This is a genomic window from Nonomuraea deserti (assembly GCF_004348685.1).
In the GTDB taxonomy this organism is placed as follows: Bacteria; Actinomycetota; Actinomycetes; order Streptosporangiales; family Streptosporangiaceae; genus Nonomuraea; species Nonomuraea deserti.
Genome location: NZ_SMKO01000118.1, coordinates 17,015 through 29,137 on the forward strand (window position 1 = coordinate 17,015; position 12,123 = coordinate 29,137).

The window sequence follows — 12,123 nt, forward strand, 5'->3', positions numbered from 1 at the left end:
GGAAGGAGAGGGGCCGCAGGTCACGGGCGGGAGGGTGCGGTGAAGCAGGAGTCGCACGGGGAGCGGGCGGATCGGAACTTCGTCGAGCTCCTTCAGGGAGCCCGCGTGGCGGTGACCGGGGTGCAGGTGTTGTTCGCGTTCCTGCTGACGGTGCCGTTCTCGCCCGGGTTCACCCGGATCGACAGGGCCGACCAGTGGCTGTACTACGCGGCACTGGTCAGCGCCGCACTCGCGTCCATCTGGTACATCGCGCCGACCGCGCAGCACCGCGTGCTGTTCCGGCAGGGGCGCAAGGAGACGCTGGTACGCCGCTCGAACCGGTACGGCCTGGCCGGCGCGCTCGCCCTGGCCGTGTCGATGACGACGGCCACGATGTTCGTGATCGACCACCTGTTCGACGCCGCTCTGGCCGGGGTCACCGCGGGCGTGCTGGCCCTGCTGGCGCTGTGGACCTGGTTCGGCCAGCCGGCGCTGACCAGGTCGGATCAGTCGTCGGACGGCGCCGAGCCGTCGTCGGGCGGCGCCGACGACCCCCGGGCATAGGACGCCCTGGCCACCATGTACGCCGCGACCGACACGGTGATCACCTGGGAGAAACCGGCCAGCAGCAGCGGGCCCGCGGTCGCCCATGTGGGCCGGTGCAGCCACATGGCGAGCAGCACCAGCAGCACGCCCAGCACCTGCGGTTTCGTGCCGGCGTGCATACGATCCAGCGTGGTGCGGAACCGTACGAGGCCGACGCCGGCCGCCAGCGCCAGCACCGACCCCAGCAGCAGGCAGGCCGCCGCCGCCACGTCGAGCGCGCTCATCGCGAACTCCCCGAGAAGAAGCGGGCCAGCGACACCGAGCCGACGAACCCCAGCAGCGACAGCACCAGCAGGATCGGCAGGTCCGAGTAGTCGTCCATGACCACCGCGAACGCCCCCGTGCCGCACATCGCCATGGCCGTCAGCACGTCCAGGGCAACGGCCCGGTCGAGCATCGAGGGCCCGCGCCCCAGCCTGAAGAGCGTGGCGGCCGCCCCGCAGCTGAGCAGGCCGATCGCCACCATGTACACCGCCGTCATCGCAGTTCCTCCCTGTCGGCCCGGGTTCCGAAGGCCTCCACGATGCGCCTCTCCAGCGCCGTTATGTCCGCCCGCACGGCCTCGGTGACCTCGCCAGGGAGCCCCAGCACGTGCACCGCCAGCTCGTGTTCCTCCGGGTAGAGCTCCGCCACCAGGCTGCCGGGCACGGAGGTGATCGCGACCATGGTCAGGACGACCATGGACTCCGACGACGTGCGCAGCCGCACGCGTACGAGCTGCGTCGGCGGCGGGCCCGGGTGGACCACCCAGAACACCACCCGCAGGGTCGAGACCACCGTCTCCGAGGCGAACCAGAGCAGGAACCGCACCAGGCCGACCGGGTTGACCCTGATGCCGGGGTCCACGGCGGGCAGCGGCAGCAGCCACGTCACCACGACCCCGGCGGCCAGCCCGCCCAGCAGGTTGCCGGCGCTGACGTCCCCCCACAACGCCGTCCACACCAGCGTCAGCCAGGCGACCAGCGGCAGCGGCACCCGCCTGCCGAACACCCGCGGCGCCAGCACGTTCAGGTTCACCGTTCCCTCCCCAGGACCGCCGTGATGTACGGCTCGCGCGCCATCAGCTCGCCCGCCGCCCGCTCGGCCAGCGCCGACAGCGGACCGGCGAGCACCGTGAACGACAGGCCGAGCGCCACCAGCGCCGTCACCGACACGGTCAGGGCCGCGGGCAGCGACGTCGTGGTCACCGTCGGGTCCTCGCCGGTGTCCTCCTCGCTCTCCACCACCGTGCCCGCCTGCACGACGCGCGGGGCACTCCAGAACGCCCTGCTCCAGGCCTTGGCGACGGCGTACAGCGTGAGCAGGCTCGTGACCAGGCCCGCGGCCACCAGCGTGCCCGCCGGCCAGCCGCCCGCCGCGAGCCCCGCCTGCACCAGCAGCAGCTTGCCCAGGAACCCCGACATGGGCGGGATGCCCGACAGGTTCATGGCGGGCACGAAGAACAGCACCGCGATCAGCGGCGTGGCCCTCATCAGGCCGCCGAGCCTGGTCACCGACGTCGTGCCGAAGCGCCGCTCGACCATCCCCGTCACCAGGAACAGGCTCGTCTGCACGGTGATGTGGTGCACCACGTAGAAGATCGCGCCGGTCAGCCCGGCCCGGGTGGACAACCCCACCCCGAACACCATGTAGCCGATGTGGCTGACCAGCGTGAACGAGAGCATGCGCTTGAGGTCGGTCTGCGCGACCGCGCCCAGCACGCCCACCAGCATGGTGGCCAGCGCCAGCCACATCAGCAGCGTCGACACCGGGCCGCCGGGGAACAGCAGCGCCTCCAGCCTGATGATCGAGTAGACACCGACCTTGGTGAGCAGACCGGCGAACACGGCCGTGGCCGGGGTAGGCGCGGTCGGGTAGGAGTCGGGCAGCCACGCCGACATGGGGAAGATCGCCGCCTTGATCGCGAACGCCAGCAGCAGCGTCAGCTCCACCAGCAGTTTCACCTGCTCGGGCAGCTGGGGGAAGCGCTCGGCGAGCTGCGCCAGCGCCAGCGTCCCCGTCGCCCCGTAGGTGACGGCCAGCGCCACCAGGAACAACATGGACGAGGCCAGGGCCATCAGCGTGTACGTCGCGCCGGCCCGGATCCTGGCCTCGGTGCCGCCGAACGTCAGCAGCACGTACGAACCACTCAGCAGCAGCTCGAACGCCACGAACAGGTTGAACAGGTCGCCGGACAGGAACGCGTCCGCCACCCCGGCCACCATCACCAGGAAGGCCGGATGGAAGATCGCCATGGGAGCGTCGTGCTCCTGCTCGTCGTAGGCGTTGGCGACCGAGTACGCCATCACGCAGAACGTCACCGCCGACGAGACCACCAGCACCAGCGTCGAGAGTCGGTCGGCGACCAGGCAGATGCCGATCGGCGACGGCCACCCGCCCAGGTAGGTGACCAGCGGGCCGCGCGACTCTGCCGCCACCAGCAGCACCACGGACACGGCGAGCGACAGGCCGAGGGTGACGAGGCTGATGACCGACTGCAGCCGTCGCAGCCGCCCGCCGATGGCCAGCTTCACCCCGGCGGCCAGCAGCGGCAGCAGCACCGGCACGCAGATGAGGCTTTCCACGGGTAGGGACGGCTCCACGCTCAGCCCCTTTCCGCGTCGGAGTGGCGGTCCATCAGTCGTCCCCCTCCAGGCCGGGGTCCTGCGCGAGGGCCTGGCGCTCGCGCTCCTCCCTGATGGCCGCCCGCACCTGCCTGCGCGCCTCCCGCTGCCGCACCCGCAGCTTCCTGCGCAGTTCCTTCTCCTCGGCCGCCTGGGCCGCCCGCCGCCGCGCGTGCTCGTCGCGCAATTCCTCGATGCGCGCGAGGTTGTCGCCCGCCCGCGCCTCCTCCCGCAGCCCGACCTCCTCGAAGCGCCGGTGCAGCTCCTCCTCCGACAGTCCCTGCTCCCGGCCCTGGCGCATCCACTCCTCGAGCTCGTCGTACACCCGGGCCAGGCGCTGCTCCAGGTCGGCTTCCTGCAGCCGCTCCCGCTCGGCCTGCTCGGCCTGCAGGTTCGCCAGTTCGGCCCGCTGCCGCACGAGCAGCCGGCGGTAGTCGTCCACCCTGCGGCGCACCGCGTCGCCCAGCTCGCCGCGCCGCGAGCGCAGCCGCACGCGCCGGTCCTCGGTGTCGTCCTGCACCTCGTCGGACCCGGTCAGCTGCCACGTCCGGTGCACCATGGCCAGCAGGAACGCCGTCATGCCCATGGTGATCACGATGGCGGTGAGCACCATCGCCTGCGGCAGCGGATCGGCCATCCTGGCGGGCGGCGTGACCCCCAAAATGGGCGGGCCGCCGGCGCTGCTCCCCGCCGTGACGATCAGCAGGTTCACGCCGTTGCCGAGGACGATGACGCCGGCGAGCGCGCGTACCAGGCTCCGCTCCAGCAGCAGCGTCACGCCCGTCGTGATCATCAAGAAGCAGGCCAGGAACGGCACCAGGGAGACGGTCACGAGCCCTCCCCGGCGTCGATCTGCCGGTCCAGCTCGGCGCCCAGGCCGCGCAGCACGTCCTGCACCATGCCGATCACCGAGAGGTACACGCCGAGGTCGAACAGCACCCCCGTGGACAGATGCACGTGCCCGGCGAGCGGCACGCTCACGTCCGTGGCCAGCATGTCCAGCGCCGCCGAGCCGAACAGCAGCCCGATCAGCGCCGTACCCGCCGACAGCGTCAGCCCGACGCCCATCAGCACGCCCGCGTGCACCGGCAGCGCCACGCCCAGCTCGTTCCGCCCGCCGGCCAGGTAGCGCACGGCGATCGCCAGCCCGGCCACGATGCCGCCGGCGAACCCGCCGCCGACCCCGCTGTGCCCGACGAACAGCAGGAACACCGAGAGCAGCAGCACCGTGTGGAACGTCAGCCTGGCCACTACGTCGAACGCCAGCACCCGCTGCCCCCGCGGAAGCGTGGAGGCCAGCCAGTGCGGCTCCGCCGACGGGTGTTCCGCCTCCTTCGGCTCGATCCGGTACGACCTGCGCCGCAGGAACACCAGGCTCGTCAGGCCCAGGGTCAGCACGATGAGCACCGTGCTCTCGCCCAGGGTGTCCCAGGCGCGGATGTCGACGATCAGCGCGGTGACGATGTTGCGCGCGCCCGCCTCCCGCGCCGCCGTCGCCATGTGCGCGCCGACCGGCACGACGTCGCGCGCGCTGCCCGCCAGCATGCCCGCGCCCGTGAGCACCACCCCCACGGCCAGCCCGAGCCCGATCCTGACCGGGAACGGCAGCCGCCCCCTGCCGGGGTCGATCGGCAGCCGCCGCAGCACCAGGGCGAAGACCACCAGGAGCAGCGTCTCGGCCAGGAACTGGGTGAGCGCCAGGTCGGGCGAGCCGTGCACGAGGAACAGCAGCGCGGTCCCGTACCCCAGCATGCCGACGACGACGGCCAGGAAGATGGAGGCGCGGGCGAACAACGCCAGCACGGCCGCCGCCGCGACCAGCACGGTGATGACGGGCTGCTCCGGCCGCTGCCAGGCGACGACCGGCACGTCCAGCCGCGGCGCGCCTCCGTAGGCGACGGAGAACACGCCGACGCCGACCGTGGCCAGCATGGTGAGCATCAGGTAGTCGGGCACCGAGCCGCGCTGCACGAGGCCGGTCAGCTGGACGGCGAAGCGGTCGAGCCCGCGCACGATGATCCAGAAGACCTGGCTGGAGTCCGGCACGGGCAGCACCGCCCCCGCCCTGGCCACCGGCTCCCTGGCCGCGAACAGCAGCACGCCGGCCGCCAGCGCCGCGGCCGACAGCAGCAGCGGCAGGCCGAACCCGCTCCACACCACGAGGTGGGTCTCGTGGCCGGGATCGCGGAAGGCCCCCGTGTAGGCCGACATCGTGCCCGCGTACCAGGAGGCCGCCGGCGCCAGTGCCAGCCCCAGCGCCGACAGCAGCGCGGTGGGCACGAACATGGCCGCGGGCACGCGGCGCACCGGCCGCGCCGCCACCCCCGGCTTGGCGGCGAACGCCCCCCACAGGAAGCGCAGCGTGTACGCCGCCGTCAGCGCCGACCCGGCCACCACGCCCGCCAGCGCGAACGGCGCGTCCAGCAGCGACTCCAGCGCCGCCTCCTTGGCGGCGAACCCCACCAGCGGCGGCAGACCCGCCATCGACGCCCCCGCGAGCACCGCCGCCGCGCACACCCAGGGCATCGCCCGGCCCACCCCGCTGAGCTCGCCCGTCTCGCGGCTGCCCGCCGCGTGGTCGACGATGCCCACCACGAGGAACAGGGTCGCCTTGAACAGCGCGTGCGCCACCAGCATGGCGGCACCGGCCAGCGCGGTCGCCCGTGTTCCCGCGCCGAAGAGCGCCACGAGGAAGCCGAGCTGGCTGACCGTGCCGTAGGCGAGCAGCCGCTTGAGATCCGTCTCGCGCAGCGCCCGCCAGCCACCGAGCACCATCGTGACCAGCCCGAGCGGCACGGCCACCGCCCGCCACAGCGCGACGTCGCCGAACGCCGGGCCGAGCCGGGCCACCAGGTACACGCCCGCCTTCACCATGGCCGCCGCGTGCAGGTAGGCCGACACGGGCGTGGGCGCGGCCATCGCGGCGGGCAGCCACGTGCTGAACGGGAAGATCGCGGACTTGGCCAGCGCGCCCGTCAGCACCAGCACCAGCGCTACCGGTGCGACCGCCGGGGGATCGGCCGCGATCGCCGACACCCGGTACGTGCCCGCCGCCTGCCCGGTCAGCACGAACCCCGCCAGCATGCACAGCCCGCCGGACGTGGTGATCGCCAGCGCCTTCATCGCCGCCTGCCTGCTCACCCGGCTCTCCGGGTCGTAGCCGATCAGCAGGTACGAGAAGACGGTGGTCAGCTCCCAGAACACGTACAGCAGGAGCAGGTTGTCGGCCGTCACCAGCCCCAGCATCGAGCCGGCGAAGGCCACCATCACGCCGCCGTAGCGGCCGAGCCCTTCGTCGCCCGCCGGCAGGTACGCGGCGCTGTAGCCGAGCACCAGCACGCCGATGCCCGTCACCAGGGCCATCATCACCACGGCCAGCGGGTCGGCGCGGAAGTCCAGCTCCATCTGCATCACCGGCGCCCACGCGGTGGCCTCCCGCATGGGCAGCCCCCGCACCGCCACCCAGAGCGTGTGGACGAAGGCGGCGGCCGGCGGCACGGCCAGCACGGCGAAGGAGGCGCGTCCCATGCGGGCGGCCAGCCAGGGAGCACAGACCGCCGCCACCGCGTGGAGGATCAGCAGCAGCTCCATGGGCTCCTCGGGCGGAAATTCCGGTTACGTCCGCCCAACCTCTCCTGCCGTGCTCCTGCCGCCGCGCAGGCACGGCCGGGGTTGACCCGAACCTCACCACACCCACACCCGGGGGTGGGACGGAGCCGTCAGCGCCGTGGCGCGCGCTCAGCCGGCGTCGTCGACGCGCCGGCGCACCTCGTCGGCCAGCTGGCCGAGCGACCGGTCGAGCAGCTCGCGCACCTCGTCGGCGTGGGCCCCCGAGCCGGGCTCGTCGAGCAGCGAGATGTGCACGGTCACCTCGCTCGTGCCGCTCGCCGCGTCGGAGACCTGCAGCCAGCCGGAGTAGCCGGGATGGTCGCGCCCGCCCCACTCCACGCGCAGCTGCTCGTCCGAGGCCCGGAACAGCCCTTCGTGCGGGCCCGCGCCGGGCACCAGGTCGCCGCCCGCCTCGACGGTGCCGGGCCCGCTGCCGGTCACCGTCAGGCCCCGCGGCAGCCACCTGTCCATGATCTCCACGTCGGACGCGACGCCGTACACGATCATGCTGTCGGCCGGCATGCCGCGCGTCGCCTCGAACTCCGCCATCACAACCCCCCGGTCAATGCTCCCGCCGTACCCGTGTGATGTGCGGGCAAACAGCCGCCGGTCCGCCGGGTCCTGCCGCTACCTTTGCTGTCGGCGCGAGTCGTGCGGGTGTGTCGCGGGGAGGGGAGCGGGGCGATGGCGGAGTTGCCACGGGTGCCGCCGGAGATGTTCCGGTTCACCACCACCGAGCGGGCCGACCTGCACACCGCCGTCCTCTGCGCCTTCGGCGAGGCCGGCGAGCGGCTCGAGACGGCGCTGACGTCGGAAGAGGTCCACGAGCGGCTGCGATCGGTCGGATGGTACGCCCCGGTCGCCGACCACGACCTGTCCGGCACGCTCAAGCAGCTGGCCGGCTGGGGTCTGCTCGACGTGATCTTCAACCACGCCGGCGGCTTCGCCACCGCCGAGGAGTACGAGCGCAAGAACCTGCACTATTCGCTGACCAGGCGCGGGGAGGCGGCGCTCGCCGGGGTGCGGCACGCGATGGCGATGCTGGCCTCGGCGGGCGCGTTGCAGACCGCGGTGCTCGACGCCATCGCCGAGCGGCTGGGGGAGCTGGAGGTCCTGCTGCGCGACCCCGATCCGGGGCGCAACCGGCGCATCTTCACCGGCCTGCAGGAGCTGGAGGGGCATCTCGACGGGCTGGGCGTCAACACCAGGCAGTTCAACGGCGAGCTGCAGCGGCTGCTGCGCCTCGAAGGCACCGATCTCGCCACGTTCCACGAGGTCAAGTCCGCCATGGTGGCCTATCTGCAGGAGTTCGCGACCAGCCTGGAGGAGCGCGGTGAGGCCATCGCCGCCGCCCTGGGAGCGGTCGAGGAGCACGGCGTCGGCGTGCTGCACGCGCGGGCGCTCGACGGCGCCGACCTGCCGAGGACGCCCGGAGCCGACCACGCCACCCCGTGGCTGGCGGCGCGGGCGGCCAGATGGGAGGGGCTGCGGTCGTGGTTCGCCCACCACGACGGCACCGGCGCCGACCCCTGGGCCGGCGAGCGTGCCGTGCCGCGGGTACGGCAGCTGCACGACGTGGCCAGGCGGGCGATCGTGGCGCTGTTGCAGGTGCTCGACCGGATCACCGACTCCCGCCGCCGCTCCTCCAGCGCCGCCGCCGACTTCCGTACGCTGGCCCGCTGGTTCGCCACCGCGCCCGCCGAGCACGACGCGCACCGGCTGTGGGACGCGGCGTTCGGGCTCGGCTCCGCCCGGCACGCGCACCTCGGGCACCCCGACGCCGAGCTGATCCCCTCCGGGGTCCCCTGGTCGGAGGCCGAGCCCGTGGAGGTCTCGGCGCTGCTGCGCTCGCGCGGGCGCACCGAGCGGATGGGCCGTACGGGCAGGGTCCGCGACGTGACCGGGCTGCGGGCCGGGCGCCGGTCGCGGGCCGAGAAGGAGCGCGCCGAGATCGAGGCCGCATGGGCGGCGCTGGCCACCACGGGGGCGATGCGGCTGTCGCAGCTGGGGGAGCTCGACCACGAGGCCTTCGGGCGGCTGCTCGACCTGCTCGGCCGGGCCCTCGCCGAACACCCCGACGCGACCGGCCGCCGGCGTGCCGTCACCTCCGACGGGCGCGTCGAGATCGTGCTCAGGGCGCCCGGCGACGGAGCCGTCGCGGTGCTGCGCACCTCCGAAGGGTGGTTCCGCGGTCCCGACTACCTCATCGACGTACGCGCGCTCGGCGACGCCCTCGCCGGCGCGCCCGCCGCCGCCGAGCACCGGGCGGGCGCATGAGCAGCCTCGCCAACCAGCTCGTCAGGGCCGAGAAGGAGGAGATCGCGCGGGCGATCAGGACCCTGCTCGGCCGGCCGCTCGTGTCCCGGCAGAGCGACCCCGCCGCCTTCGACCTGATCAGAAAACGCCGCCAGCCGCTCATCCAGTGGTTCGACTACTTCTGCGGCTGGCGGCTGGTCGTGGAGCCGCGCCAGGGCTACGCCCGCCTGGTCAAGGTCAGGACCGAGCCGAGCGCCACCCGGCCCGCCCGTCGCCGCCGCGCCACCAGGGCGCCCTTCGACCGCCGCCGCTACACCCTGTTCTGCCTGTGCGCCGCCGAGCTGCTCACCTCGCCGGTCACCACGATCGGCATGCTCGCCCAGCGGGTCGTGCAGGCGGCCGCCGTCGAGGCGGACGTGCCCGTGTTCGACCCGGTCAAGGCGGCCGAGCGGGCCGCCCTCGTCGACGCGCTCAAGCTGCTCGAACACCATGGCGCGATCACCGTCATGGACGGCGCGACCGACTCCTACCTGGACGACGAGGACGCCAAGGTGCTCTACCGGGTCGACACCACCCGCGTGATCAGGTTGCTCGCCGCGCCAGTGCCGCCGTCGAGGATCGCCGCCCGCGCCGCGGACGAGGCGGGCGCCGGCACGCTCGCCGAGCTCACCGCGGCGCTCAGCGCCGAGTCCCGCTACGGCGCCGACGAGCCGACCGAGACCCAGCGCAACCTCAGGGCCCGCCACTCGCTCATCCGCCGGTTGCTCGACGAGCCCGTCGTCTACCGCGCCGACCTGACCCCCGACGAGTCCGGCTACGCCGCCTCGCTCACCGGCCGCCGGATCCTGCGCCGCGCCGCCGAGGAGGCGGGCTTCGTGCTCGAAGAGCGCGCCGAGGGGTTCCTGCTCATCGACCCCGACGGCACCGCCACCGACACCCGGTTCCCCGACGACGGCAGCCACGCCAAGGTGGCCGCCCTGCTGCTGCTCGACCTGCTCGTCTCGGCCGGGCCCATCACCGCCCGGCGGCTCCACGCCGAGGCGGGCGGGCTGCTGCGCCGCTTCCCGCAGTGGGCGAAGGCGTACCAGTCCGACGGCGGCGGGGCGCGGCTGGCCGCCGACGCGCTGGAGGTGCTCACGATGTTCGGGCTGGCCCGCCGCACGGGTGACCGGGTCGCCGCCCTGCCCGCCGCGGCCCGCTACCGGGTCGATCGCGGCACGGCCGTCCAGGAGGATGCATGACAGTCACCGAGCTCACGCCCGCGCGCACCGCGCAGGTCGTGGAGGACCGCTGGGTTCCCGTACGCGCGGGCATCCTGAACGTGTGGCGCTACTACGACGAGGTGTTCGAGTTCCACCGGGGCCGGCTGCTGCTGCGGGGGCCCAACGGCAGCGGCAAGTCCAAGGTCCTGGAGCTGCTGCTGCCGTACCTGCTCGACGCCAGCCTCAAGCCGAGCAGGCTGTCGACGTTCGGCGGCACCGAACGCACCATGCACTGGAACCTCATGGGCGACGGCACAGCCGGCGCCACCCGGGTCGGCTACGTGTGGATCGAGTTCCGGCACTCCGGCGGCCGCTGGTTCACCTGCGGCGCCCGGCTCCAGGCCACCGTCCACACCAAGAACGTCACCGCCGCCTACTTCACGACCGAGTCCCGCGTCGACACCCCCGACGGCATCCGGCTCAGCGGCGAGAGCGGCCAGCCGCTGACCAAGGCCCAGCTCGCCGAGGAGCTCGGCACGTCGGGCACGGTGCACGAGTCCGCCGACGCCTACCGCACCGTCGTGCGCCGGACCCTCTACCGAGGGCTCAACGAGCAGCGCTACGACTCGCTGCTCACCGCGCTGCGCCAGCTCCGCACCCCCAAGCTGTCCGAACGCCTCGACCCCGGGCTGCTGTCGGAGCTGCTGTCCAGCGCGCTGCCGCCGCTCGGCGAGGGCGAGATCCACGAGATCGCGGAGGGCTTCGAGCGGCTCGACCGGCAGCGCGAGGAGCTGCGCCTGCTCGACCGCGACGTGGCGGAGGCCGACCGGCTGGCCGCCCGGCAACGCGGGTACGCCCAGCGCGTCCTGCGGGCCGCCGCCGCGGCCGTGACGTCCGCCGGCCACACGCTGGACTCGCTGGCCGCCGAGGTCCGGACCAAGCGGGAGGCGCTCAAGGACGCCGAGGGCGAGCTGGACGCCGCGACCGTGCGGCTGGCGGAGGAGGAGTCGCAGGAGCTGGCGCTGGCCGCCCAGATCGAGGGGCTCAAGGAGAGCGAGGCCTACCAGGCCGGTGGCGAGCTGCACCGGCTGCGTACGGAGGCGCAGGCCGCGCACGAGGCGGCGGCCCGGCTGCGTGACCAGGCCGGTGCGGCGGCCCGCGCCTCCTCCGCCAAGGAGGAGCTGGCCGCCCTGGCCCAGGACGGCGCCCGCACGGCCGCCGCGCTGGCCGACCGCGCCAGGGGCGAGGCCCGCAGGGCGGCCGAACGCGCCGGCCTGCTCGGCGTCCACGAGGAGAGCGCACGCGCCGCCGCCCACGACGCCCGCGCGGAGCTCATGGACGGGCCTGACGGCGAGGCGGCCGGTGCTCCGCCGGGCGGGCCGGACGGTGAGGAGGACGTGCGCAGGGCGCGGGAGCTGCTGCGCGCCGCCGTGTCCAGCAGGGCCGCCCAGATCAGGGAGGTCAGGGCGGGGGCCGCGGAACACCACGAGGCGATCAACCGCCGCGCCACCGCCGAGCGGGACCGCGACGGTGCCAGGGACGACCTCGCCGCCGCCAGGGCCGCCCACGACGAGGCCGAGCGCCTGCGCGACGAGCGGGCCCGCGACCTGGCCACGGCCCTGGCCGAGTGGGCCGGCGGCTGCACCCAGCTCCAGCTCGACCCCGGCGAGGCGGCCGACCTGGCCGACCGGTTCGAGCAGGCGGACGAGCTGGTCGGCGCCGCCCGCACGGCCGCGGCCGTCCGCTACGCCGCCCGGGAGCAGCACCTGACGGGGCTGCGGGACCGGCTGGTCGCCGAGCGGGCCGGCCTGACCAAGGAGCGCGAACGCCTCAACGACCGGACGGTCCTGGAACCGCCCGCCCCGCCC

At 73.9% G+C, this 12,123-nt stretch carries 10 protein-coding genes and 1 pseudogene; 4 read left to right on the plus strand and 7 right to left on the minus strand.

All coding sequences use genetic code 11. The features are described from left to right. The first annotated feature begins 39 nt into the window (after positions 1–39). Positions 40–543, plus strand: coding sequence for a DUF6328 family protein (locus E1292_RS32500; protein ID WP_132599880.1), 504 nt, complete (start codon positions 40–42; stop codon positions 541–543). Here E1292_RS32500 and mnhG read toward each other — a convergent pair. The 7 genes from mnhG to E1292_RS32535 all read right to left on the minus strand — a co-directional run bounded on the left by mnhG (position 486) and on the right by E1292_RS32535 (position 7,346). Beyond that, complete coding sequence (mnhG, locus tag E1292_RS32505; protein WP_132599883.1) at positions 486–809, minus strand: monovalent cation/H(+) antiporter subunit G; 324 nt, start codon at positions 807–809, stop codon at positions 486–488. The genes E1292_RS32500 and mnhG overlap by 58 nt on opposite strands. After that, complete coding sequence (locus E1292_RS32510) at positions 806–1,066, minus strand: monovalent cation/H+ antiporter complex subunit F (RefSeq protein WP_132599886.1); 261 nt, start codon at positions 1,064–1,066, stop codon at positions 806–808. Before E1292_RS32510 ends, mnhG begins: the two co-directional genes overlap by 4 nt. Continuing rightward, a complete protein-coding gene (locus E1292_RS32515; RefSeq protein WP_132599889.1) occupies positions 1,063–1,602 on the minus strand; it encodes a Na+/H+ antiporter subunit E in 540 nt (179 codons plus the stop codon). The genes E1292_RS32510 and E1292_RS32515 overlap by 4 nt, the downstream gene beginning before the upstream one ends. Beyond that, entirely contained in the window at positions 1,599–3,167 is a 1,569-nt protein-coding gene (locus tag E1292_RS32520; protein WP_246090491.1) for a Na+/H+ antiporter subunit D, read from the minus strand. The genes E1292_RS32515 and E1292_RS32520 overlap by 4 nt, the downstream gene beginning before the upstream one ends. A gap of 34 nt (positions 3,168–3,201) precedes the next feature. After that, positions 3,202–4,020 carry a Na(+)/H(+) antiporter subunit C gene (locus E1292_RS32525; protein WP_132599892.1) on the minus strand — a complete coding sequence of 273 codons (819 nt, stop codon included), beginning with the start codon at positions 4,018–4,020 and terminating at the stop codon, positions 3,202–3,204. Continuing rightward, positions 4,017–6,779 carry a Na+/H+ antiporter subunit A gene (locus E1292_RS32530; RefSeq protein ID WP_132599895.1) on the minus strand — a complete coding sequence of 921 codons (2,763 nt, stop codon included), beginning with the start codon at positions 6,777–6,779 and terminating at the stop codon, positions 4,017–4,019. The genes E1292_RS32525 and E1292_RS32530 overlap by 4 nt, the downstream gene beginning before the upstream one ends. Before the next feature lie 147 nt (positions 6,780–6,926). After that, positions 6,927–7,346, minus strand: a complete 420-nt coding sequence (locus tag E1292_RS32535) for an SRPBCC family protein (RefSeq protein WP_132599898.1) — start codon at positions 7,344–7,346, stop codon at positions 6,927–6,929. A 135-nt stretch (positions 7,347–7,481) separates the two neighbouring features. Between E1292_RS32535 and E1292_RS32540 the strand changes: the two genes are divergently transcribed. The 3 genes and pseudogenes from E1292_RS32540 to E1292_RS32550 form a co-directional block, all read left to right on the plus strand. Beyond that, positions 7,482–9,074, plus strand: coding sequence for a TIGR02677 family protein (locus E1292_RS32540; RefSeq protein WP_220447164.1), 1,593 nt, complete (start codon positions 7,482–7,484; stop codon positions 9,072–9,074). Beyond that, positions 9,071–10,294, plus strand: a complete 1,224-nt coding sequence (locus E1292_RS32545) for a TIGR02678 family protein (RefSeq protein WP_132599901.1) — start codon at positions 9,071–9,073, stop codon at positions 10,292–10,294. The genes E1292_RS32540 and E1292_RS32545 overlap by 4 nt, the downstream gene beginning before the upstream one ends. Continuing rightward, a pseudogene (locus tag E1292_RS32550) lies at positions 10,291–12,123 on the plus strand (hypothetical protein); the annotation flags it as partial. The gene E1292_RS32545 and the pseudogene E1292_RS32550, both read left to right, overlap by 4 nt.

Coding starts and splice junctions, on each gene's coding strand:
- E1292_RS32540 (WP_220447164.1), top strand. CDS start 7,482: ATGGCGGAGTTGCCACGGGTGCCGCCGGAGATGTTCCGGTTCACCACC.
- mnhG (WP_132599883.1), bottom strand. CDS start 809: ATGAGCGCGCTCGACGTGGCGGCGGCGGCCTGCCTGCTGCTGGGGTCG.
- E1292_RS32535 (WP_132599898.1), bottom strand. CDS start 7,346: ATGGCGGAGTTCGAGGCGACGCGCGGCATGCCGGCCGACAGCATGATC.
- E1292_RS32510 (WP_132599886.1), bottom strand. CDS start 1,066: ATGACGGCGGTGTACATGGTGGCGATCGGCCTGCTCAGCTGCGGGGCG.
- E1292_RS32545 (WP_132599901.1), top strand. CDS start 9,071: ATGAGCAGCCTCGCCAACCAGCTCGTCAGGGCCGAGAAGGAGGAGATC.
- E1292_RS32530 (WP_132599895.1), bottom strand. CDS start 6,779: ATGGAGCTGCTGCTGATCCTCCACGCGGTGGCGGCGGTCTGTGCTCCC.